This is a genomic window from Streptomyces sp. NPDC001750 (assembly GCF_042892615.1).
In the GTDB taxonomy this organism is placed as follows: Bacteria; Actinomycetota; Actinomycetes; order Streptomycetales; family Streptomycetaceae; genus Streptomyces.
Window position 1 is genome coordinate 302180 of record NZ_JBIAUE010000004.1, and the last position, 22769, is coordinate 324948.

Consider the following 22769-nt stretch of genomic DNA (forward strand, 5'->3'; position numbering starts at 1 on the left):
CGGACCGTGTGCCGTCAGGCGGTACGGCGGCGGGCGGCGAGGAAGACACCCGCTCCGGTCGCCACGACGATGCCCGCTCCGGCGATCAGGGCACCGGTCGGGATGTCGGAGCCGGTGGAGGCGAGGGCACCGGAGCCGCCGACCGAACCGCCGCCCACGCTGCCGCCGCCGAGGGACGCGGAACCGCCCGCCAGTCCCGTGGAACCGGTGGAACCGGCCGACCCGCCAAAACCGCTGCCGCCCGCGGCGCCGGGGAGTTCGGCGTCCTTGTCGAGGGCGACCGCGACGGTCAGCGGGTCGAGCAGCTCACCCTTGTCGTACATGCCGCCGAACGCCTTGGTGCCGTCGGCGGTGAGGGTCGCCGGAACGGCGGAGAGGGTCACCACGCCGTTCTCGGCGGCGAGTTCGCCCTTCGGCAGCTTCAGGTCGGCGATGGCCATGCCGGTGTAGGTGGAGACCTTCCCGGTCTCGCGGTCCTTGGTGGAGACGTCCGCGATCAGCCGGCCCTTGCCACCGCTCACCTGGACCTCCAGACCGGTGAGGGAGAGGTCGAGGGTGTACGCGCCGTTCTCCTCGTGGCCCAGGAAGCGGATCTTGCCGTCGAACCCGGCGGTCAGGGTCTGCTTCGCGGCGTCGAAGTCGCCGGTGGCGTCGGGGAAGCGGTAGCCGTCGCCGGCCGCGGCGGCACCGCCCGTCGTCTCCACCTTGCCGTGCGCGATGGGCCCGGTGACGTAGGTACGGAACGACTTCTTGACGCCCCAGTCCAGGGTTCCGTCGAGGATCGCGCCGGTCTCGACGGCCGGTTCGCCGGTGCCCGGCTCGCCGGTGGCCGACGGGGACGGCGAAGTGGGGGACGTGGGCCTGCCGCTCGGCTCGGCCGTCGGCTCCTTGGTGGGCTCGGTCGTCGGCTCCTTGGTCGGCTCCTCGGTGGGCTCGGTGGTCGGTTCCCCGGTCGGTTCGGTGGTCGGGGCCGCGCCCGCCTTCACCGAGAGCGTGGCCGGGTCGAGCTCGTCGCCCTCCTTGTACTGGCCGTTGAACGCCTCGGAGCCCGCCTTCGTCAGCGTCGCCGGGATGTCCTTGAAGACCATCGCGCCGCCCTCGCCCTGGCCGGGCTTCACGCCCGTCAGGTCGAGGGAGGCGAACTCCACGTCGTCGCGGGTGCCTTCCGGGGTGGTGACGTCCACGGTGATCGCGCCGCCGGTGCGGGTGGTGGAGAGCTTCACGTCCGACAGCGTGATGTCGAGGACACCGTCGTGGGCGTAGAAGTTGACGCCGCCTCCGAAGGCGGTGCGGGTGCCGTGCGTGGTGGTGTCGTAGGTGCCCTTGCCGTCGACGAAGGTGAACACGCCGTTGTCGGGCGCCTGGGTGGCCCCGTCCTTGACGGTGATCTTCCCGCCGGAGAACGGCGAGGCCAGGTACTTGCGGAAGGACGCCTTGACGCCCCATTCCAGCGTGCCGTCCTTCAGGTCCAGCGTGGGCGCGCCGGCGGTCGCGCGGCCGGGGGCGGCGTCGGCGGCGAGCGCCGGGAGGGCGAAGGCGGTCGCGCCGAGGGCTGCCGCCGTGGCGACGGCGGCGGCGAGGGCTATGGGGCGGCGGGTGGCTGCCATGGCGGGTGGTCTCCTCGGGGGGGTGAGGTACGGGGGTGAAACAGGGGGTCAGCTGTTCTGCTGCGAGGCGCCGCGGCGACGGGCGAGGTAGAACGCACCGGCCGCGACGGCCAGGACGCCCGCGCCGGCGGCGCCGAGGTACAGCCCGGTGCGGGAGTCCGCGTCGGAGCCGGTGTCCGGCGCGGACGCGGTGGTGGTGGTCTTCTTCGTCGGCGAGGGCGACGGGGCGGGGTCGCTGCCCAGGTCGGGCAGGGCGGGGAGTTCGGCGCCGCGGTCGACGGCGACGGCCAGGGAGACCGGGTCCATCGCGGTGCCCGCCTTGTAGAGCGAGCCGAACGCCCCGGCGCCGTCGGCCGTGAGGGTCGCGGGCGCCTCGGTGAGCACGGCGAGACCGTTCTTCGGCGCGAAGTCCTTCGCGGCGAAGGTGACCAGCGGGACGGCCTTCCTCGGCTCGCCGTCGCCGCGCACGTCGGCCGAGAGCGTGCCCTTGCCGTCCGTCACCCGGACCGCGACCGAGGAGAGTTCCAGGTCCAGCCCGTCGGCGCCGGTGAAGCGGACGCTGCCCGCGAACCGGGCGTGCAGGGTCTGCTTCTTCGGGTCGTACGTGCCCTTGCCGCGCGGGAACCGGAAGAGCGCGCCGCCGTCCTGCGCGCCGTCGGCGAGGGTCCACCTGCCCTTGCCGACGGAGCCGGTGACGTATTCGCGGAAGGTGCGGCGCACGCCCCAGTCGACGGCGGCGTCCTCGACACGTCCTGCGGCCTTCCTGGCCTTCTCGGTCTTCTTCGCCTTGTCGGCCCCGTCGTCGGTCTTCCCCGGGGAGGCGACCGTGTCCGGCTTCCCCGCCGGGGCGGAGGTGTCCACGGAAAGGCTGATCGGGTCGAGCGGCGTACCGGCCGTGTAGTAGCCGGCGAACGCCTTCGCGCCCTGCGTCGTCAGGGTCGCCGGGACGTTGGTGAGGGCGATGGGGGTGGTGCCGCCCCTCATGTCGATCCCGGACAGCCCGAGCGTCGCGAGCGGCACCTGCGCGGCGGACGTGACCCGGCCGGTCCCCCGTTCCTTGCTGACCATGTCGGCGTGGAGCGTGCCCCGGCCGCCGGTGATCCGGACGGTGGGGCGGCTGATGGAGAGGTCCAGTTCGTTGCTGCCGTCCGCCTTGCGGTGTCCGACGAAGCGGACCCCGCCGGAGAAGCCCGCGCTGAAGGTGCCGGTCGCCGGATCGTAGGAGCCGGTGGCCGAGTGGAATCGGAACTGGCTGCCGCCGGCCGTGGCGGCGCCGCCGGTCAGGCTCCAGCTCCCGTGCGCGACGGGGCCGGTGACATAGCTCTGGAACGACGACTTGATGCCCCAGTCGAGTCGGCCGCCCTGCACCGTGCGGCTCGCCGCCTGGGCGGCGGTGGCCGGGAGCAGGGCTCCGAGCAGCGCCGCGAACAGCGCGACCGCGAGCGCCCGTCCGGGCACACGGGCAGGTCGGGACGACAGCATGAGGACCCCTCCGGGATCTAGCGAGCAAGGTAAGGCTAACCTAAGCTATGGAGATCGTGTGGTGGTACCCCTTCCACCGCACAATCCGCGAACCATGACCAACTACGCGCGGCGGAACGACAGGACGGTGCCCAGTGTGCTTCTCGCAGGACTTCACCCCACCGGGGCGGCGCACCCGGCGACCGGTACGCGAACTCCCCGGGGCCGACGGGCCGTTCGGTGCCGGGAGGGACGCCGGTTCCGCCCGGCGGTCCGGCACGCGCGGCCCGCTCGGCGTCCTGGCGGCGGCCCTCGCCCTGGCCCTCCTCCTGACCGGCTGCGGCGGCACCGATGCCGGGACGCCCGCCGCGAAGTCCCCGGGCTCCGCGAAGGCCGTGGCCGACCGGGTCGAGCCGTTGCCCGGCACGCCGAAGCCCCGACTGCCCGTCACCGTGAAGTCGGCCGACGGGACCGAGGCCAGCGTCACCTCGGCGGATCGCATCGTGCCGCTGACCGGCGGCCTGAGCGAGATCGTCTTCACGCTCGGCCTCGGCAATCAGGTCGTCGCCCGGGACATCACCGCCACCTTCGAACAGGCGGCGGATCTCCCGGTCGTGACCCGGGCTCACGACGTCTCGGCGGAGAGCGTGCTCTCGCTCAGGCCCACCGTCGTACTCGCGGAGACCACCACGGGACCGGCCGAGGCCATCGATCAGATCCGCGATGCCGGAATCCCGCTCGTGGTGGTCGACCCGGCCAAGGAACTCGCCGATGTCGGCCGCCGGATCGAGACCGTGGCGGCGGCCCTGGGCGTGCCGGACGCGGGGGCCGAACTCGACGCCCGCACCCGGTCCCGGATCGAGGCCGTGAAGAAGTCCGTGCCCGTCGGCGGCGGGAAGAAGCCCCGGGTGGCCTTCCTCTACCTGCGCGGCTCCGCCTCCGTCTATCTGCTCGGCGGCCGGGAGTCGGGGGCGAGTTCGCTCATCGAGGCGGCCGGGGGCGTCGACGCCGGCAAGGCGTCCGGTCTGAGGAAGGACTTCACCGCCATCACCAGCGAGGCCCTCGCCAAGGCGGCGCCCGACGCCATCCTGGTGATGAGCAAGGGGCTGGACTCGGTGGGTGGCGTCGACGGGCTGGTGAAGATCCCGGGCGTCGCCGAGACCCCGGCCGGGATGGACCGGCGGATCGTCTCCATCGACGACGGGGTGCTGCTGAACTACGGGCCGCGCACCGACCGGGTGCTCGGTGACCTGATCGCCCAGCTCCACCCGAAGGGCGGTACGGCCAAGTGACGACCTCGCACATGACCGCCCCGCAGGGGGAACGAGCCCGGCCGACGGACCCCGCGGCCCCTGGGCAGGAGCGCGCGAGGCCCCGGCGCTCCACCGCCTTCCTCCTGACCACCGGCCTGGTCGCCGCCCTGCTGGTGGGCTGTCTGCTGTCCGCCGGACTCGGCGCGTACAACATCCCGCTCGGTGATGTCATCGGTTCCGTCCAGCACCGTCTCGGGCTCGGCGGCGCGGCGCTGGACCGGGTCGGCGAGAGCGTGCTGTGGAACGTACGGCTGCCGCGGGTCGTCCTCGCCCTGCTCGTCGGGGCGTCACTGGGCTGCGCGGGCGCCCTGATGCAAGGGGTGTTCGGCAACCCGCTCGCGGAACCCGCGGTGATCGGCATCTCCGCCGGCGCGGCGGTCGGCGCGGTCGCCTCGATCGCACTCGGGCTGACCTTCTTCGGCAACTGGACCATCACCGTCTGCGCGTTCGCCGCCGGGCTCGGGACGGTACTGCTGGTGTACACGCTGTCGCGGTCGAACGGGCGCACCGAGGTGGTGACGCTGATCCTCACCGGGATCGCGGTCAACGCCTTCGCGGGAGCGCTGATCGGGCTGTTCGTCTTCTTCGCCGACAACGCGCAGATCTCCCAGATCACCTTCTGGCAGCTGGGCTCCCTGGCGCAGGCGACCTGGCCGAAGGTGCTCGCGGTGCTGCCGTGCGCGGCGCTGGGGCTGCTCGTCGCGCCGTTCTACGCACGCAAGCTGGACCTCCTCGCGCTGGGCGAGCGGCCCGCCCGGCACCTGGGGGTCGACGTCGAGCGGCTGCGGGTCACGCTCGTGCTGGTGGTGGCGCTGCTGACGGCCGCGGCGGTGGCGGTCGCCGGGATCATCTCGTTCGTGGGGCTGCTGGTGCCGCATCTGCTGCGGATGGCGAACGGTCCGGGGCACCGCTTCCTCGTCCCCGGCAGTGCGCTGGGCGGCGCCCTCGTCCTGGTGGTGGGCGATCTCGCGGCCCGTACCGTGGCCGATCCCGCCGAGCTGCCGCTCGGCGTGCTGACCGCGCTCTTCGGCAGCCCGTTCTTCTTCTGGCTGCTGCGCAGGACCCGTCGCAGGCAAGGTGGTTGGGCATGAGGACGACACCGGTGGACCGTCACGGGCGAGGTGGTCGGGCATGAAGGTGCCGAGGAATCCGTTCCGGGCGCGGGGGCGCCGGCTGCCCGGTCCCCTCTCCCCCGGCGCCGCCGCCGCCGAGGCGCACGGGCTGCGGGTGCGGCTGGGGCGGCGGACGGTGCTCGACTCCATCGATCTGACCGCGCACGCGGGCGAGGTGCTCGCGCTGGTCGGGCCCAACGGGGCGGGGAAGTCGACGCTGCTGGCGGCGCTGGCCGCCGATCTGCCCGCCGAGAACGGCGGGATACGGATCGACGGGCGCCCGGTGACCGACTGGTCGGCCGCCGAACTGGCCCTGCGCCGGGCGGTGCTGCCGCAGACCGCCGCGCTGTCCTTCCCGTTCCCGGTGGCGGACGTGGTCCGGATGGGCCGGGCGCCGTGGGCCGGGACGGAGCGGGCGGACGAGGACGATCCGGCCGTCGCCGCGGCGATGGCCGCCACCGAGGTCGCCGAGTTCGCCGCGCGTCCCTTCTCCGCGCTGTCCGGCGGGGAGCGGGCCCGGGTCGCGCTGGCCCGGGTGCTGGCGCAGCGCGCCCCGCTGCTGCTGCTCGACGAGCCGACCGCCGCCCTCGACCTGCGCCACCAGGAGCTGGTGCTGCGGATCTGCCGGGAGCGGGCCGCGGCCGGCGACGCGGTCGTCGTGGTGCTGCACGATCTGGGCCTGGCGGCGGCGTACGCGGACCGGGCGGCAGTGCTGCACGGCGGGCGGATCGCGGTGGCGGGCCCGCCCGCCGAGGTGTTCACCGGGGAACTGCTCGGCGAGGTCTACCGGCAGCCGGTCGAGGTGTTCCCGCATCCGCGGACCGGGGCGCCGCTCGTCGTACCGGACCGCTCGGCGGGAGCGGCCTGAGCGGCCGGGGCCGCCCGGCCCGTCGGCCCCGGTCGGCTCCGGTCGGCTCCGGTCGGTCCCCGGCCCGCCGGGCGGTTCGTTCGCCGGGCGGTTCGTCCGGCAGGCGGTTCGTTCGCCGGGCGGTTCGTTCGCCGGGCGGTTCGTCCGCCGGGCGGTTCGTCCGCCGGGCGGTTCGTCCGGCGGGCCAGGCCGCCCGACGCGATCTCTTGACCATCTCTTGACCATTACGAGAGACCCCCATGGCGCGACCGTGACCGGTCCGTATCCGCAGGGCCGAGGTGAGAGGTGAATCACGGCCCAAGCGGGTACCGGACAGGTAAGCCTCGACTAAGTTAGGTCCGCCTCACCTGTCTTTGTCCGTTCTTCTCCCGCTTCTCCTTCGTCCTCTTGTGGAGCCCCGTATGCGAGCCGTTCGTCTCTCCGTCGTCACCGCTGCCGCCGGCGTGGCGGCCCTGACCGCCGTCACGGGCTGTGCGCAGAAGAGCGACGGCAAGGGCGACGGTGCCGTGCAGGTCGTCGCGAAGGACGACGCCTGCGAGGTGTCGAAGACGAAGGTGCCGGCCGGTCACGTCGAACTGGCCGTGCAGAACAAGGGCTCCAAGGTCACCGAGGTCTACGTCCTGTTCCCGGACGACCGCATCGTCGCCGAGCGCGAGAACATCGGCCCCGGCACCAAGGCGAACATCACGGCCGAGATCAAGGCCGGTTCGTACGAGATCGCCTGCAAGCCGGGCATGAAGGGCCACGGCATCCGGCAGAAGATCGAGGTCACCGGCGCCAACGCGGCCAAGCGCAGCCCCGAGATGGACAAGGCCGTCGCGGAGTACCGCACCTACGTCCAGGCTCAGGCGGACGAGACGCTGCCGAAGGCCAAGAAGTTCACGGACGCCGTCGCCGCCGGCGACATCGAGACCGCCAAGAAGCTCTACGCCGACTCGCGACTGGGCTGGGAGCGCACCGAGCCGGTCGCCGAGTCGTTCGGCGACATCGACCCGAAGGTCGACATCCGCGAGGACGGCCTGGAAGCCGGGCAGAAGTGGACCGGCTGGCACCGTCTGGAGAAGGCGCTGTGGCAGGACAAGAAGCTGGGCGCCGAGGAGAAGGCCCTGGCCCCGGTCCTCTACAAGGACCTGGTCGACTGGCAGAAGCGGGTCGGCACCGCGGACATCACCCCGACCTCGATGGCCAACGGCGCCAAGGAACTCCTCGACGAGGTCGCCACCGGCAAGGTCACCGGTGAGGAGGAGCGCTACAGCCACACCGACCTGGTCGACTTCAAGGGCAACGTCGAGGGCGCGGAGAAGTCCTACCAGCTGCTGAAGCCGATCGCCTCGAAGAACGATCCGGCGCTGACCGCCGCCCTGGACAAGCGGTTCGCCGAGCTGAACACGCTGCTGGACAAGTACCGCGAGGACAAGTCCTCGTACGAGTTCACCTCGTACGAGAAGGTCGGCAAGGCGGACCGCAAGGAGCTGTCGGACGCGGTGAACGCGCTGGCCGAGCCGCTGTCCAAGTTGGCCGCGGCGGTGACGAAGTAGCGGCGGCCAGGAACAGGAGCGGACGGGAGTGACCGGGATGTCCGAACAGAAGCGGAACGGCGACGACACCGGGGCGGCCCCCGCCGGCCCCGCACCGTCCCGCAGGGCCCTGCTCGGCTGGGGCGGCGCCGGACTGGCGCTCGGCGCGGCCGCGGCCGGTGGCGCGGTGGCCGTGATCCGGCCGGAGAGCGACGCGGTGGCGGCCGCCGACAGCGGTGCGGCCGTACCCTTCCACGGGGCGCACCAGGCGGGCATCGCCACCGCCGTGCAGGACCGGCTGCACTTCGCCGCGTTCGATGTGACGACGAAGGACCGCGCCGAACTGGTCTCTCTGCTCAAGGAGTGGACCCGGGCGGCCGAGCGGATGACGGCCGGTCACGCGGTCGGCGACGGCGCGTACGGCGGCCCGGCCGAGGCGCCGCCGGACGACACCGGTGAGGCCCTGGGGCTCAAGCCGTCCCGGCTCACCCTCACCATCGGCTTCGGCCCCTCGCTCTTCGCCAAGGGCCGGTTCGGCCTGGAGGACAAGCGCCCGGCGGCGCTCGTCGACCTGCCGAAGTTCCCCGGCGACAACCTCGACGCGGCCCGCAGCGGCGGCGATCTCTGCGTCCAGGCGTGCGCGGACGACCCGCAGGTCGCGGTGCACGCCATCCGCAATCTGGCCAGGATCGGCATGGGCCGCACCGCGATCCGCTGGTCCCAGCTCGGGTTCGGCAAGACGTCCTCGACGACGCCGGACGCCCAGACCCCGCGCAACATGTTCGGCTTCAAGGACGGCACCCGGAACATCTCCGGCACCGACACCGCCGCCCTGGACAAGCACATCTGGGTCGGCGAGAAGGACGACGACGCGGGCTGGATGACCGGGGGTTCGTACCTGGTGGCCCGGCGCATCCGGATGCACATCGAGACCTGGGACCGGGCCCCGCTCCAGGAGCAGGAGGACATCTTCGGCCGCGACAAGGGCGAGGGCGCCGCGGTCGGGAAGTCCAAGGAGCACGACGAGCCGTTCCTGAAGGCGATGCTGCCGACCGCCCATGTGCGGCTCGCCCACCCGGACAGCAACGACGGTGCGACGATCCTGCGCCGCGGGTACTCGTTCACCGACGGCACGGACGGTCTCGGCCGGCTCGACGCCGGGCTGTTCTTCATCGCCTACCAGCGCGACTCCCGCAAGGCGTTCATCCCGATGCAGCGCCGCCTGGCGGCGCACGACGCGCTCAACGAGTACATCCAGCACGTGGGTTCGGCGCACTTCGCCGTCCCGCCGGGCGTCCGCGGCAAGGACGACTGGTGGGGCCGGGCGCTGTTCTCGTGACGGGACCCGGAGCGGATCTCGTGACGGGATCCGAAGCGGAACAGCGGAACAGGAGAACCGAGACGTGTTCAGCAACTTTCTGATCGGCCTGCGCGAGGGCCTTGAGGCCAGCCTGGTCGTCTGCATCCTCATCGCCTATCTGGTGAAGACCGGCAACAGGGACAAGCTGGCGCCGATCTGGATCGGCGTCGGCATCGCGGTCCTCGTCAGCCTGGCGTTCGGCGCGGGTCTGGAATTCGGCTCGCAGGAGATGACGTTCAAGGCGCAGGAGGCGCTCGGCGGTTCGCTGTCGATCATCTCGGTCGGCCTGGTCACCTGGATGGTGTTCTGGATGCGGCGCACCGCCCGGCACCTGAAGACGGAGCTGCACGGCAAGCTGGACGCGGCGCTCGCGATGGGGACCGGCGCCCTGGTCGCCACGGCGCTCCTCGCGGTGGGCCGCGAGGGCCTGGAGACCTCGCTGTTCGTGTGGCGCGCGGTGCACGCGGCGGACGACGGCTGGCACCCGATGGTCGGCGCGTTCCTCGGGATCGCCGCGGCCGTCGTGCTGGGCTGGCTGTTCTACCGGGGCGCGCTCAGGATCAACCTGTCGAAGTTCTTCACCTGGACCGGCGGCATGCTGGTCGTCGTCGCCGCGGGCGTCCTCGCGTACGGCGTCCACGACCTCCAGGAGGCCGAGTTCATCGGGGGCCTGCACAACCGTGCCTTCGACATCAGCGGCGCGATTCCGCCGGACAGCTGGTACGGCACGCTGCTGAAGGGGACGTTCAACTTCCAGCCGGATCCGACCGTTCTCCAGGTCGTCGTGTGGCTCGCGTATCTGATCCCCACTCTCGTCCTGTTCCTCGCCCCGGTAGGGTTCGGACGGTCAGTGCGGGCGACGGATCAGAAGGCGCGGAAAGCAACGGATGAGAAGTCTGGGGCCGATTCGGCGGACGACGGGTCTCACGGCGGCGGCGACGGTGCTGTGCGTGACGGCGAGCGGGTGCGTGACGGTGCACGGCGAGCTGGAAGTGGTGCCGTCGGCAACCAGGGCTGAGGCCGCACAGGCCCTGAAGGACTTCACCGACGCGTACAACGCGGCGGACAAGGCGTACGACCCGGCCCTCGACGCGGACCGGGTCTCCGGCCCGCTCGGCGCGATCAACCAGGCCGGCCTGAAGGCACGCCGGAAGAACAACCCGGACGGCAACTCCCGTCACACGCCGCTGGAACTGACCGACGCCACCTACCTCATCCCGAAGAAGGCCGGCTGGCCGCGCTGGTTCGTCGCGGACACGGACTCCAACCGCGACGAGGACAACGGGAAGCTCGACACCCGCTGGCTGCTCGTCTTCGTCAAGTCCGGCCCCGACGCGGGGTGGCGGACCTCCTATCTGGCGGTGGTCGCGCCCTCGCGGCTGCCCCGGTTCGCGCAGGACGACGACGGCCTTGCCCGGCCGGTGGCCTCGGACGACGCCGGCCTTGCCGTGGCACCCGAGGACTTGAGCGCCCGGTACACGGAGTACCTCCAGAAGGGCACCCCGGACGTGTTCGCCCCCGGCGACTCCACCTCCGGCTGGCGCGAGGCGCGCCGCACCACCCGGCGTCCCGGCTTCTCGTACCAGTACGTCGACCAGCCGCTGGACACCGGCTCGTTCGCTCCCCTGGGCCTGGAGACGGACGACGGCGGGGCGCTGGTCTTCTTCAGCAGCAAGCACTTCGAACGGCAGACCGCCGCGAAGGGGCTGCGCCCGCCGCTCAACGCGGACGTGGAGGCGCTGCTGACGGGCGAGGTGAAGTCGACCCTCACCAAGGAGCGGGTGTCCGGTCAGTTGGTGTACGTGCCGAAGAAGGGCGCGGGCAACGGCAAGGTGGTCGTGCTGAACCGGTTGCCGGGTCTGACGTCGGCGAAGGGCTCCTGACGGGCCCCGGCGGTACCGAGTCCGGGGCCCGGGAGCCCGGCGGCCGGGCCCGGGAACGCTAACGGCTCAGTGGCCAGGCCACCGAGCCGTGATCGAGTTCGTTCTGGTCCGCCGTGTCCGCGTACTGGGCGCAGGCGTCCGTGAGCGTTCCCAGCAGCGTGAGCGGATCGGGCAGCGGATGCTCCGGCCCGCGCACCCATCGCACGTCCAGCTCCGCGGGGAGCATGGCCGGCGGCAGCAGGACGTAGCTGCCGCGGCAGTGCCAGCGCAGTCCCGGATGCTCGTCCATGGTCTCGGGGTGGCAGTCCAGCTCGCAGGGCCACCACTCGTCCTCGTCCTCGGGGGTGCCCCGGGTGGCGGTGAAGAACAGCATCCGGTCGTCGCCGGACCGGGCGACGGGGCCGACGTCGACGCCCGCGGCGAGCAGTCGCTCCAGGGCCTGCTCCCCCGCGGACAGCGGCACGTCGAGCACGTCGTGGATCATGCCGGTCGCGGTGATGAAGTTGGCCTGCGGCTGGTTGCGGGCCCAGCGCTCGATCTGGGCGCGGTCCGTGGTGGCCTGGGTCTGCCAGGCGAAGGAGACGGGGTGCCGGGCGGGCGTGGGACAGCCGATGCGTTCGCACGAACATCGGTAGCCGACCGGGTGGGCCGCGGGCGCGATCGGCATTCCGGCGTCGGCCACGGCCAGGAGCAGCTCCTCCCGGGCGGTGTCGTCGACCTCGCTCTGCTGCGGTTTGGGTCGGCGGCGGAGCCATTGGGAAATCTTGCTCGCTGAGCCGCGACTACGGCCGAAATCGGCGCCCATCTATCCCCTCACCTCAGTATTGCCTCTGCCCATCGTCCCACCATCCTGCGCCTCAGGTGGCCGGAGTTCCGAAGCGGGGTACGGGAGATGCCACGAGGAACCGGTCGCTACGGCACTTTTTGCTATGAAATGAGGAATATGTCTCAGGGCTCCTCCAGGCCGCGCAGGGCGTGGTCGACGACCGCGTCCACGTAGGCGTGGGTCAGCGGAAGGGTGCGCAGCAGCCAGCGGTGCGTGAGCGGACCGACGAGGAGTTCCAGGGCGATCCGCAGGTCGGCGTCGGCGCGCACCCGGCCGGCCTCCTGGGCGGCGCGCAGCCGCGCCTCGTACAGCCGGAGCCCCGGTTCGAGCAGCTTCTGGACGAACGCGGCACCGAGCTCGGGATCGACGATGCCCTCGGCGGCCAGTGCCCGGGTCGGCGCCTCGAAGGCGGGGTCGGTCAGCTCGTCGACGGTGGCCCGCATGACGGCCTTGAGGTCGGCCGCCAGATCTCCGGTGTCCGGAAAGCCCCGCTCCCCGGCCCCACCGGCCTCGTCGCCTCCGTGGCCCTCTCCGTGTCCCTCGCCCTGCCGCCCGGACCGTTCGCCGAGCGCCACGAACGCCTCCAGGAGCACGGCCGCCTTGGACGGCCACCACCGGTAGATCGTCTGCTTGCCGACGCCCGCCCGCGCGGCGATGGCCTCGATGGTGGTGGCCCGGTAGCCGGCCTCGCCGACCAGGGCGAGCGCCGCTTCGTGGATCGCGCGGCGCGAACGCTCGCTGCGACGGCTGGAGTCGGGGGAACGCTTGTCTGTCATGACGCCCGATCTGACGACGGTACGAGTCGATACGTATCGTCGCATCGCGTCCCCGGCCACCGTGCGGAACCACCCGATCGGATCACTGCGCACCGCCCGCGGAAGGCGGACCATGGGCTCACGCACGCACCCGTGCAACGTACCCGGCAGGCGACCCCTGCGTTTCGTGAGGAGCCTTCATTGCCCACGAACCACCCGGACACCACTCCCCTCCACCGGGGCGCCCCGCGCCACGCCCCCGGTCGTCGGGCCACGCCCCGCCGTTACCTGATGTGCCCTCCGGCGCACTTCCGGGTGACGTACTCCATCAACCCGTGGATGGATCCCGGCAAGCCCGTGGACCTCCGGCTGGCCCAGACCCAGTGGGAGGACCTGCGGGACCGCTACCGCGCTCTCGGGCACACGGTGGAGCTGCTCACGCCCCGCCCCGACCTGCCCGACATGGTCTTCGCCGCCAACGGCGCCACCGTCGTCGACGGCCGGGTGCTGGGGGCGCGGTTCGCGTACCGGGAGCGGTACGAGGAGGCCGCCGCCCACCGCGAGTGGTTCCGTGCGGCCGGCTTCACCGAGATCCACGAGCCGGCGCACGTGAACGAGGGCGAGGGCGACTTCGCGGTCACCGCGTCGTACCTGCTGGCCGGGCGGGGATTCCGGTCCAGTCCGCTGTCGCACGACGAGGCGCAGGAGTTCTTCGGCCGCCCGGTGATCGGTCTCGATCTGGTGGATCCGCGCTACTACCACCTGGACACGGCCCTGTCCGTGCTGGACGAGGCGGGCGACGAGATCATGTACTACCCGGACGCCTTCTCGCCCGGCAGCCGGGCGGTGCTGGCACGCCTCTTCCCCGACGCGCTGATCGCCGAGGAGGCGGACGCCGCGGCGCTCGGCCTGAACGCGGTGAGCGACGGGCTGCACGTGCTGCTGCCGCAGGCCGCGACGGGACTCTTCCAGCCGTTGAGGGAACGCGGCTTCGAGCCGGTGCCGATGGATCTGAGCGAGCTGCTGAAGGGCGGCGGCAGCGTGAAGTGCTGCACTCAGGAGCTGCGCGGATAGCCGCGGGAACCGCGCGGGAGGCGGATGACCGGGGATTCCGGCCGTCCGCCACCCGTCGTCCGCGCACCTCCCGGCCGCCCCTCCGCCGCCCACACTCCCCCGGCCGCCCCGTCCGCCGCCCGTCGTCCGCGCGGTTCTCAGTCGTCCTGTCCGTCGTCCGGTCCGTCCGGCGGCCACGCGTCGCCCCACGCCGCGTCCCGGGCGGCCCGGTACAGGCCGCCGTGCCGCTTGGTGACCGTGGCCCGGCGCAGCGCCTCGTCACGGGTGCACAGGTCCAGCAGCACCTGTCCTTTGCGGATCTGCGGCCTGCGCACGACGCGCGCCGGGGCGGGCGCCGTCTCGAACCGGGTCGCGACGACGTAGCTGAACTTCTCGTCCTCGTACGGCAATGAGCCGCCCTTGACCTGCCGGTGCAGCGAGGAGCGGCTGACCCGGGCCGAGAAGTGGCACCAGTCGGTGCCCGGCGCTATGGGGCAGGCGTCGCTGTGCGGGCAGGGTGCGGCGACCGTCAGCCCGGCGGCGGTCAGCCGGTCCCGGGCCTCGATGATCCGGGCGTACCCGTCGGGGGTGCCCGGCTCGACGACCACGACCGCCCGCGCCGCCGCGGCGGCGGAGTCGACGAGGGCGGCCCGGACCGGCGCCGTCAGCTCGTTGAGCACGTAGGAGACGGTGACGAGGTCGGTGGGGGCGAGTTCGAGGTCAGCGCCGATCCGCTCCCGGCGCCATTCGGCGGCGCGCAGGGCGGGGATGCCGGAGGCGGTGGCCAGCTCACGGCCGAGGTCGAGGGCGGGTTCCGCCCAGTCCAGCACGGTCGTCCGTGCGTCGTCCCAGGTCCCGGCCACCGCCCAGCTCGCCGCTCCGGTGCCGCCGCCGACGTCGGTGTGCGTGGCGGGCGCCCAGTCCGGGGCCGCCGCCCGGAGCGCGTCGAGGGCGGACCGTACCGCCTCGAAGGTGGCGGGCATCCGGTACGCGGCGTAGGCGGCCACATCGGAGCGGTCGCGGAGCACCGGGGCGTGGGTGGGGGTGTTTCCCCGGTAGTTGGCGATGAGCCGGTCGACGGCCTGGGCGGCCTGCTTGGGCGGCAGCCCGTCGAGCAGTCCGGCCAGTGCGGCGCGCAGGGCTTCCGCGGTGGAGAGGGTGGCGTTCACCGGCGAATTGTAGGCGGAGGTGACGAACCGGCCTGGCCCCGCCGTCGTTCGGCCGGGGGCTGGGCCGTGCGGCGTCCGGTGCGTGGGCTCGCGAGACGGAGGATCGTCCTCGTGCCGGACGTACGAGGACGGCTCCGACGACGCGCGAGCGATGGGGGCTCCCCGGCCCGAGCAAAGCCGAGAGCCCGGGGAGGTGCCGGGCGTCGCACGGTGGGCGGCAGTGTGACGGCAGGGCCTACGGTCCGGGAAGACAGGGCCTACGGCCCGGAAACGGCGGAGAACAGCGGTACTCGCGAACTGCCGCGAACGCTACGCGTGTTGCTAGTCTGACGGCCGCGAGGTCGGGATTGCCCATCGAGGGACACCATGAGACAGAAGATCGTGCGCCTGGTTCTGGTCGGCGGAGTGCTCGTGCTTGCCATGCTGCTTCTGCTGGCCACGTGCGGCAGCGGCGGGAAGAAACCCGACAAGGCGGAGAAACAGGTCAAGACGAGCGCGACACCGGTGACGCAGCTCACCGTCCCCTCCGCGTTCGAGACGGAGCACGGCTGGGAGCTGGTCGGTACCTCGCCCGACTACGCGATCTCCCGGGAGACGGGCCGTCTCGCCTACCTCGTGCGGGTCTCGGACACCAAGTTCCAGCTGCGGACCATCGACTCGAAGACCGGGCAGTCCGGCTGGCACGGGGAGAGCTGGCGTCCGCCGTCCCCGCAGCGCTTCCCGAGGCTCCTGACGGCCACCGTGGACGACCGGGAGTACTTCGTGACGTGGTCGTACGGAAAGGTCGGCGAGAACGCGCTGACCCCTGCCGACACGATCGTCTCGATGGACGTCTACGACGCGCAGGACGGCTCCCGGAGGCGCGTCGAGGTGCCGTGGAGCACCGTCCCGACGGTCTCCTCCACCGGCCCCGGCATCCTCATCAGCGACGGCCGGACGAACAGCGCGGTGGTCGACCCGGCGACCGGCCGGGTGTCGCAGGTCACCGCCGCGCGGCTGAAGTATCCGAAGGACTGCCCCACCTGCAAGCAGCTCACGGAGGTGCGCGGGCTGGCACAGAAGGGCCTGCTGGTCAGCGGCTCCAAGGAGTTCTGGGTTCAGGACGGCTGGTTCAGCCGCGATGTCGCGCCCAAGGGCACCGACCGCCGCAGCGGGATCCCCACGTCGGTGATCCGGGGTCTGCTGCTGGCGAAGTGGCAGCTCGCGAAGGGTGCGAAGCGCGCCGCCACGCACGACCTGTGGACGGTGCACGACCTGGAGACGGGCAAGGCGCTCGCCTCGGTGGAGTGCAGCAAGCCCGCGATCAAGCCGGGCCAGTACCCGCAGCTCGTCGCCGCGCCCTCGGCCGGTTCCGTGGTGGCGGGGCCGCTCGCTTTCGACCTGGTGACGCACCGGGGCTTCTGCTTCGAGGGCACGGACGGCTCGAAGCCGCTGACCCTGGTGTCGGTGAACGACGAGGGCATCGCGTACGGCGCGGCGAGCGCGCGCAACGCGGGGGACGTGCTGGCCGGTGGCGGCGCCCCCGTCGCGGTCGCGGTCAGGAGCGGCTCCACCGGCGCCCTGCCGTCGAACGTGCGGGTTCCGGGCGCGGTGACGTCGGACGGTGTGGGACTGTTCCGCTGGACCGACGAGAAGGACCGCCCGCATCTGATCGGCTACCCGGGCACGCGCTGAGCCGTACGGGCCTGCCCCGGCTCCGCCCCGCCCGGATGTCCGTAAGGCCCGTTCCGTACGGTTCCGGGCGGGGCGGAGCCGGTTCCGCGTACCACGTTGTTCGGACAGGTCCGTTCCACAGGAATCCGGGGGCCCGTCCCGGGCCGGGCCGTACGGGTCCGGGCGGGGCACTACGGCCCTGCGCGGGCCGGTGCGCGCCCCACGTGGCCCGGCCGGGTCGGGCTACGACGCCCGCTGCCAGGGGCGGCACATGCCCAGGAAGCAGGCCATCGCGCCCAGCCCGCACACCAGCTGCACGACGGCCATCGGAACGGCCGTGTCCTCGCCCGCGATCCCGACGAGCGGCGAGGCGACCGCGCCGACCAGGAACGACGACGTGCCGAGCAGCGCGGAGGCGGACCCGGCCGCGTGCTTCGTCCGCATCAGCGCCTGCGCGTTGGTGTTCGGCATCGCGAGCCCCATCGCCGACATCAGTACGAAGAGCGCGGTCGCGATCGGGACCAGGCCCACCTTCCCGACGATCCCGGACGTCATGATCAGCAGCGCGGTCGCGGCCAGCACGACGACCGAGAGGCCGAAGGCGAGCGCCTTGTCCAGGCTGACCCGTCCGACCAGCAGCTTGCCGTTGATCTGGCCGACCGCGACCAGGCCGACCGAGTTGATCCCGAAGAGCAGGCTGAACGTCTGCGGCGACGCCCCGTAGATCTCCTGCACGACGAACGGCGAGGCGCTCACGTACGAGAAGAGGGCGGCGAAGGCCAGACTGCCCGCGATCATGTACCCGGCGAAGACCCGGTCGGCGAGCAGCCCGCGCATGGTGCGCAGCGCGTCGCCGAAGCCACCGGTGTGCCGGTCGCCCGGCGGCAGCGTCTCGTGCAGCCACTTCCAGACGACCAGGGTGAGCAGCAGGCCGACGACGGCGAGGACGGCGAAGATGCCCCGCCAGTCGGTGAACCGCAGCACCTGCCCGCCGATCAGCGGGGCGACGACGGGGGCGACGCCCGAGATCAGCATCAGGGTGGAGAAGAACCTGGCCATCTCCACGCCGTCGTACAGGTCGCGCACCACGGCACGGGCGATGACGATGCCCGCCGCGCCGGCCAGCCCCTGGATGAGGCGGAAGCCGATGAGGAGTTCCGCGGTGGGGGCGAAGACGCAGATCACGGTCGCGACGACGTAGACCGTCATGCCGAGGAGCAGCGGCCCGCGCCTCCCCCAGCGGTCGCTCATCGGCCCGACGACGATCTGCCCCAGCGCCATGCCGGCGAGGCAGGCGGTGAGAGTGAGCTGGACGGTCGCGGCGGGGGCGTGCAGCGACTCGGTGACCGCGGGCAGCGCCGGCAGGTACATGTCCATGGAGAGCGGCGGCAGCGCGGTGAGACCGCCGAGCACCAGGGTGACGAGCAATCCGGTGCGGCGGACCGCCTCGGCCGCGACCGGTCTCCCGGAGTGCGCGCCGGGGGTCATGGTCTCGTCGTGGGACCGGCCTCGCCCCCCGACGGCCGGTATGTGCGCGTTGCCCTGCCGGGCTCCGCTCTCCGCCATTGTCATCTCCATGTCGTTGAATCTGCATCTATGCTCTCAGCTCGGCCACACTGGTCGAGACCTTTCAGGGGGAGAGCGGGCATGACGGGCATGGGCGAGGTCGTGCGCCGGGGCGTACTGGCGACGGGCGGTATCGCGGTCCGGGCCCTGTCCTCGAACCGCCTCCGGCCGGACGACGGCGGTACGAAGACAGCCCTCAGGCGGGCGTGAGCCCCTGGTTCCCGACCTCCGTGACGAAGGATCCGGCGGTCGTCACGGGCGCGCCGGGCGTGGTGACGGCCGACACCGTGCGGTAGTCGGCACGCGCCCGCTCGCGGCCCAGGGTGACGAGCGCGTATCCGCGCCTGCCGTTGAAGAACTTCAGATGCGGGTTGGCCCGCATCAGGTTGTCCCAACTGGCGGGTTTGTCCGAGCCGTTCTTGCCGCTGGTGACGGAGGTGGCGACGATCTCGGTGCCGAGGGTGCGGGACGACGGGTCGTCGAAGTCCCTCTTCAGGTCGAAGCCGTAGTTCACGTGCACGTCGCCGGTGAGCACCATCAGGTTCTCGATCCGCGCGGCCTCGGCCCCGTTCAGGATCCGCGCCCGGGAGGCGGGGTAGCCGTCCCACGCGTCCATCGACAGCTTGAAGGCGTCGGTGGGGACGTCCTTGCGCTGGGCCATGACGACCTGTTGCGGGAGGACGTTCCAGGTGGCCTCCGAGGCGCGCCAGCCGTCCAGCAGCCAGCGCTCCTGGGTGGCGCCGGTCATGGTCCGCGAGGGGTCCTCGGACTCGGGTCCGGGCTTCTGCCAGCCGTCGCCGTACGCCTGGTCGCTGCGGTACTGGCGGGTGTCGAGGATGTCGAACTGGGCGAGGGTGCCGAAGTGCAGGCGCCGGTAGAGCCTCATGTCCGGTCCGGTGGGGCGCTGCGGGAGGCGCAGCGGCTGGTTCTCCCAGTACGCGCGGTAGGCCGCGGCGCGGCGCAGCAGGAACTCCTCCGGCGGCACGTCGTTCTCGGGGGTGCCGCCCGCGTAGTTGTTCTCGGTCTCGTGGTCGTCCCAGGTGACGACGAAGGGGTGCGCGGCGTGCGCGGCGCGCAGGTCGGGGTCGGACTTGTAGAGGCCGTACCGCAGCCGGTAGTCCTCCAGCGTGATCGTCTCGCGGTTGAAGTGGGCGGGCAGCGTGCGGTCGGTGTAGTTGCGGGCGCCGCCGGTCGCGGTGACGGCGTACTCGTAGAGGTAGTCGCCGAGGTGGAAGACGGCCGAGACGTCCTCGTCGGCGAGGTGCCCGTACGCGGTGAAGTAGCCGTCGTGGTACGCCTGGCAGGAGACGGCGGCGAGGCGCAGCGAGCTGTTGCGGGCGCCCCGGGCGGGCGCGGTGCGGGTGCGGCCGACGGGACTGGTCCAGCTCCCGGCCCGGAAGCGGTAGTAGAGGACACGGTCGGATTCGAGGCCCTTGACCTCGACGTGGACGCTGTGGTCGAACTCCGGGTGGGCGGTGGCCCTGCCGCGCCGGACGATGCGCGAGAAGCGGGCGTCGCGGGCGAGCTCCCAGCCCACCTGGACCCGGGCCCGGGGCAGTCCGCTGCCGGCCTCGTACGGTCGGGGGGCGAGCCGCGTCCACAGCAGGACCGAGGCGGGCAGCGGGTCGCCGGAGGCGACGCCGAGGGTGAACGGATCCTCCTTGAGCTTCCGCGCGTCCAGTTCGGCGGCGCTCGCGGTGCCCGCGGCCGGCAGGTTGACCGAGAACGCGAGCGCGGCGGCGGCACCCGTGACGGTGAGGAAGCGGCGGCGGCCGAAGTGCCGGGCGGCGTCCCGCATTTCCTGTGGGTGCGATGAGTGCGTCATCTGTCCCTCCCCTGGCTGGTGGTGTGCTCGGCACAGTGCACCGGCCCAGCCCGTCGAGCTGTTGTCGTGCTCGCGTCGTTGGGACGTCCGGCGGATGAGGAACGCGGCGGGAATGGATTCACGGGGCAAAGTGCGCATACGCATCGAGGGGCATGATCTACGCTCAAGCGGCCGCCTGTACGGCTAACCCGTCGCCCCATAGCCGTTCTTGACCAGTCGCGGGATCCCGCGGGCCCGTACGGCGACGGGTTCGCCGTACCGGCCGCACCAGGCGTCGACCCGACCGGTCGGCGGTGAGGCGCGGCCCCCGGGGCGCGAGGGCGTACGCTGCGGCGCCATGGACAACAGCACGCCGAATTCCACGCCTCGCGCCCCGAGGACGGCGGTGGTGACCGGCGCCGGTTCCGGGATCGGCCGCGCGGTGGCCCTCGCGCTGACCGGCGCGGGCTGGTCGGTGGCGCTCGCGGGCCGGCGACCGGACCCGCTCGCCGGGACCGCCGCGCTGGCCGGGGAGGACGCCCGGGTGATCACCGTTCCCGCCGACGTGTCGTGCCCCGAGGACGTGGACGCCCTCTTCTCCTCGGTACGGGAGTGCTTCGGCCGCCTGGATCTGCTCTTCAACAACGCCGGAACCTTCGGGCCGGGAGCGGTCCCGGTCGAGGACCTCTCGGTGGCGGACTGGCGCGCGGTGGTGGACGTGAACGTGACGGGCGCGTTCCTGTGCGCGCAGGCGGCGTACCGGCAGATGAAGGACCAGGACCCGCAGGGCGGCCGGATCATCAACAACGGCTCGGTCTCCGCGCACGTGCCGCGCCCGCACTCGATCGCCTACACCACGACCAAGCACGCCATGACGGGTCTGACGAAGTCGCTCTCGCTGGACGGCCGTCCGTACCGGATCGCGTGCGGGCAGATCGACATCGGCAACGCGGCCACGGACATGACGGAACGGATGCGGAGGGGCACCCTCCAGGCGAACGGCGAACTCGCGGTGGAACCGGTGATGGCGGCCCGGGACGCGGCACGGACGGTGCTCCACATGGCGGAGCTGCCGCTGGAGGCGAACGTGCAGTTCGCGACGGTCATGGCGACCGCGATGCCGTACGTCGGACGCGGCTGACGGAGCGACCGGGCGAGCGCGGCCGACGACGTGGCGGATGGTGATGCCGTCGCGAGCGGCTCCCCGTGCGACCGTGCACCCGGGAAGGCAAGGAGCACCCCAACCACCGGCCGGCTCCGGAGGGTTGTCGCACAAATGTCCTGCCCCCGGGGGAATTCCGGCTTTCCGCCCCGGACGGCCGCCGCGCCGCACTATGATCACAGTTCTTCACCGGAAGCACACATAAGGATCATGGGATGCGCATACGTACCGCGGCACCGCTCGCCCTCGCCGCCGCCACCGCCCTGGCCGGCTCGCTGCTCGCCACGGCCCCGGCCACGGCCGCTTCGCACCAGGGCGGGCTGCACCTCGGGAAGATCCAGTACGACAGCCCCGGCAAGGACACCCGCAGCAACGCCTCACTGAACGCCGAGTGGGTGGACATCCACAACAATGGCAAGTCGAAGCTTCAGCTCAAGGGATACAAGCTGAAGGACAACACCGGGTACACGTACACCTTCGGCAGCTACACCATCGGCGCGGGCAAGACCGTCAAGGTCCACACCGGCAAGGGCAAGAACGGCTCCGGCCACGTCTACTGGAACCGCGGCTCGTACGTCTGGAACAACACCGGCGACAAGGCGCGGCTGATCAAGCCGAACGGCAAGCTCCAGGACTCCTGCTCCTGGTCGAAGACCGGCAAGGGCGTCAAGAACTGCCACTGAGCCGGACGACCGCTGCCCGGGGCCGCCCCGCCGTCGCGCCGGCGGGGAATGCCCCGGGCAGCGGCGCGGTTGATCTGCGGCATGAGCCAGAATTCAGGTGCCGGGGTCCTGCGCTACACCGCTTTCTCCGCCGATCCGGCGGGCGGCAATCCGGCGGGGGTGGTCCTGGACGCATCCGGTCTCGACGACGCGGCGATGCTCGCCCTCGCGGCCGAGTTGGGCTACAGCGAATCCGCCTTCCTCACGGGCACGGGCTCACCGGACGCGCGGCCGTCGGCCGCCCGGGAGTACACGATCCGCTACTTCAGCCCGAAGGCCGAGATCCCGTTCTGCGGCCATGCCACCGTCGCGACGGCCCTCGCACTGGCCGAGCGCGACGGCCCCGGAGATCTGGTGTTCCACACCGTCGCGGGGGCGGTCCCGGTCACCGTCGCCCGGGAAGGCACCGAGCTCCGCGCCACGCTCACCAGCGTCGAGCCGTACATCACGGACATCACACCGGACGACCTGACGGAAGCGCTCGCCGCCCTGCGCTGGCCGGCCGCCGACCTCGACCCGGCCCTGCCGCCCCGGATCTCCTACGCGGGCGCCCGTCATCTGGTGCTGGCCGCCGCGACCCGGGAGCGCCTCTCCGACCTCGACTACGACTTCGCGCGCCTCGAAACCCTGATGCACCGGCTCGACCTGGCCACCCTGCAACTGGTGTGGCGGGCATCGCCCACCGTCTTCCACGTCCGCGACCCGTTCCCGGTCGGAGGCGTGGTCGAGGACCCCGCCACGGGCGCGGCGGCGGCCGCGTTCGGCGCCTATGCCCGCACGCTGGGCCTCGTCCCGGACACCGCCACCCTGACGCTCCACCAGGGGGAGGACATGGGCCGCCCCGGCACGCTCACCGTGGAACTCCGCGCGGGCGACGCCCGGGTCAGGGTCGGCGGGACGGGCACCCGCATCACGGCCTGACGACGCTCCACGAGCCA

At 72.3% G+C, this 22769-nt stretch carries 20 protein-coding genes and 1 pseudogene; 13 read left to right on the forward strand and 8 right to left on the reverse strand.

Annotation, left to right across the window (positions count from 1 at the left end; translation table 11 throughout):
- Positions 1-14 precede the first annotated feature (14 nt).
- The 3 genes and pseudogenes from ACFYY6_RS09555 to ACFYY6_RS09565 all read right to left on the reverse strand — a co-directional run bounded on the left by ACFYY6_RS09555 (position 15) and on the right by ACFYY6_RS09565 (position 3089).
- On the reverse strand, positions 15-782 hold the full coding sequence (locus ACFYY6_RS09555; protein ID WP_386607334.1) for an HtaA domain-containing protein: 768 nt from the start codon (positions 780-782) through the stop codon (positions 15-17).
- Positions 783-998: 216 nt separating this feature from the next.
- Positions 999-1607: pseudogene (locus ACFYY6_RS09560) on the reverse strand (HtaA domain-containing protein); the annotation flags it as partial.
- Between the two features lie 48 nt (positions 1608-1655).
- Entirely contained in the window at positions 1656-3089 is a 1434-nt protein-coding gene (locus tag ACFYY6_RS09565; protein WP_389192407.1) for an HtaA domain-containing protein, read from the reverse strand.
- Between the two features lie 134 nt (positions 3090-3223).
- Here ACFYY6_RS09565 and ACFYY6_RS09570 point away from each other — a divergent pair, with 134 nt between their 5' ends.
- The 7 genes from ACFYY6_RS09570 to ACFYY6_RS09600 all read left to right on the forward strand — a co-directional run bounded on the left by ACFYY6_RS09570 (position 3224) and on the right by ACFYY6_RS09600 (position 11121).
- The gene (locus ACFYY6_RS09570; RefSeq protein ID WP_389192410.1) at positions 3224-4360 is read left to right on the forward strand and encodes a hemin ABC transporter substrate-binding protein; all 1137 of its coding nucleotides are present in this window, start codon (positions 3224-3226) and stop codon (positions 4358-4360) included.
- An 11-nt stretch (positions 4361-4371) separates the two neighbouring features.
- Positions 4372-5472 (forward strand): FecCD family ABC transporter permease, encoded by a 1101-nt coding sequence (locus tag ACFYY6_RS09575; RefSeq protein WP_389192413.1) that lies wholly within the window; start codon positions 4372-4374, stop codon positions 5470-5472.
- A 40-nt stretch (positions 5473-5512) separates the two neighbouring features.
- Positions 5513-6361 (forward strand): heme ABC transporter ATP-binding protein, encoded by an 849-nt coding sequence (locus tag ACFYY6_RS09580; protein WP_389192416.1) that lies wholly within the window; start codon positions 5513-5515, stop codon positions 6359-6361.
- A gap of 401 nt (positions 6362-6762) precedes the next feature.
- A complete protein-coding gene (gene efeO, locus ACFYY6_RS09585; RefSeq protein ID WP_351525402.1) occupies positions 6763-7899 on the forward strand; it encodes an iron uptake system protein EfeO in 1137 nt (378 codons plus the stop codon).
- Positions 7900-7936: 37 nt separating this feature from the next.
- Positions 7937-9217, forward strand: a complete 1281-nt coding sequence (efeB, locus tag ACFYY6_RS09590; protein ID WP_389192419.1) for an iron uptake transporter deferrochelatase/peroxidase subunit — start codon at positions 7937-7939, stop codon at positions 9215-9217.
- Between the two features lie 64 nt (positions 9218-9281).
- The gene (efeU, locus tag ACFYY6_RS09595; protein WP_351523697.1) at positions 9282-10256 is read left to right on the forward strand and encodes an iron uptake transporter permease EfeU; all 975 of its coding nucleotides are present in this window, start codon (positions 9282-9284) and stop codon (positions 10254-10256) included.
- A complete protein-coding gene (locus ACFYY6_RS09600) occupies positions 10189-11121 on the forward strand; it encodes a hypothetical protein (protein ID WP_388649615.1) in 933 nt (310 codons plus the stop codon). The genes efeU and ACFYY6_RS09600 overlap by 68 nt, the downstream gene beginning before the upstream one ends.
- A gap of 58 nt (positions 11122-11179) precedes the next feature.
- Here ACFYY6_RS09600 and ACFYY6_RS09605 read toward each other — a convergent pair whose 3' ends face one another.
- Both ACFYY6_RS09605 and ACFYY6_RS09610 read right to left on the reverse strand, forming a co-directional pair.
- Positions 11180-11926, reverse strand: coding sequence for a bifunctional DNA primase/polymerase (locus ACFYY6_RS09605; RefSeq protein WP_351628634.1), 747 nt, complete (start codon positions 11924-11926; stop codon positions 11180-11182).
- A gap of 143 nt (positions 11927-12069) precedes the next feature.
- Entirely contained in the window at positions 12070-12723 is a 654-nt protein-coding gene (locus ACFYY6_RS09610; protein WP_386607214.1) for a TetR/AcrR family transcriptional regulator, read from the reverse strand.
- 180 nt (positions 12724-12903) lie between these two features.
- Here ACFYY6_RS09610 and ddaH point away from each other — a divergent pair, with 180 nt between their 5' ends.
- Positions 12904-13776, forward strand: coding sequence for a dimethylargininase (gene ddaH / locus ACFYY6_RS09615; protein ID WP_338014137.1), 873 nt, complete (start codon positions 12904-12906; stop codon positions 13774-13776).
- 137 nt (positions 13777-13913) lie between these two features.
- Here the strand turns inward: ddaH and ACFYY6_RS09620 are convergent, their stop codons facing one another.
- Complete coding sequence (locus tag ACFYY6_RS09620) at positions 13914-14924, reverse strand: small ribosomal subunit Rsm22 family protein (RefSeq protein WP_389192424.1); 1011 nt, start codon at positions 14922-14924, stop codon at positions 13914-13916.
- Between the two features lie 366 nt (positions 14925-15290).
- On the opposite strand from ACFYY6_RS09620, the gene ACFYY6_RS09625 reads away from it, so the two are divergent.
- The gene (locus ACFYY6_RS09625) at positions 15291-16598 is read left to right on the forward strand and encodes a hypothetical protein (RefSeq protein ID WP_351523708.1); all 1308 of its coding nucleotides are present in this window, start codon (positions 15291-15293) and stop codon (positions 16596-16598) included.
- A gap of 222 nt (positions 16599-16820) precedes the next feature.
- Here the strand turns inward: ACFYY6_RS09625 and ACFYY6_RS09630 are convergent, their stop codons facing one another.
- Positions 16821-18065 carry a multidrug effflux MFS transporter gene (locus ACFYY6_RS09630; protein ID WP_351523735.1) on the reverse strand — a complete coding sequence of 415 codons (1245 nt, stop codon included), beginning with the start codon at positions 18063-18065 and terminating at the stop codon, positions 16821-16823.
- A 159-nt stretch (positions 18066-18224) separates the two neighbouring features.
- Here ACFYY6_RS09630 and ACFYY6_RS09635 point away from each other — a divergent pair, with 159 nt between their 5' ends.
- Complete coding sequence (locus tag ACFYY6_RS09635; protein WP_351523709.1) at positions 18225-18353, forward strand: hypothetical protein; 129 nt, start codon at positions 18225-18227, stop codon at positions 18351-18353.
- Here the strand turns inward: ACFYY6_RS09635 and ACFYY6_RS09640 are convergent.
- On the reverse strand, positions 18340-19968 hold the full coding sequence (locus ACFYY6_RS09640; RefSeq protein WP_351523711.1) for an alkaline phosphatase D family protein: 1629 nt from the start codon (positions 19966-19968) through the stop codon (positions 18340-18342). The genes ACFYY6_RS09635 and ACFYY6_RS09640 overlap by 14 nt on opposite strands.
- Before the next feature lie 337 nt (positions 19969-20305).
- On the opposite strand from ACFYY6_RS09640, the gene ACFYY6_RS09645 reads away from it, so the two are divergent.
- The 3 genes from ACFYY6_RS09645 to ACFYY6_RS09655 all read left to right on the forward strand — a co-directional run bounded on the left by ACFYY6_RS09645 (position 20306) and on the right by ACFYY6_RS09655 (position 22752).
- Positions 20306-21088 (forward strand): SDR family oxidoreductase, encoded by a 783-nt coding sequence (locus ACFYY6_RS09645; protein WP_351523713.1) that lies wholly within the window; start codon positions 20306-20308, stop codon positions 21086-21088.
- Between the two features lie 236 nt (positions 21089-21324).
- On the forward strand, positions 21325-21792 hold the full coding sequence (locus tag ACFYY6_RS09650; protein ID WP_073782147.1) for a lamin tail domain-containing protein: 468 nt from the start codon (positions 21325-21327) through the stop codon (positions 21790-21792).
- 81 nt (positions 21793-21873) lie between these two features.
- The gene (locus ACFYY6_RS09655; protein ID WP_389192427.1) at positions 21874-22752 is read left to right on the forward strand and encodes a PhzF family phenazine biosynthesis protein; all 879 of its coding nucleotides are present in this window, start codon (positions 21874-21876) and stop codon (positions 22750-22752) included.
- Positions 22753-22769 lie beyond the last annotated feature (17 nt).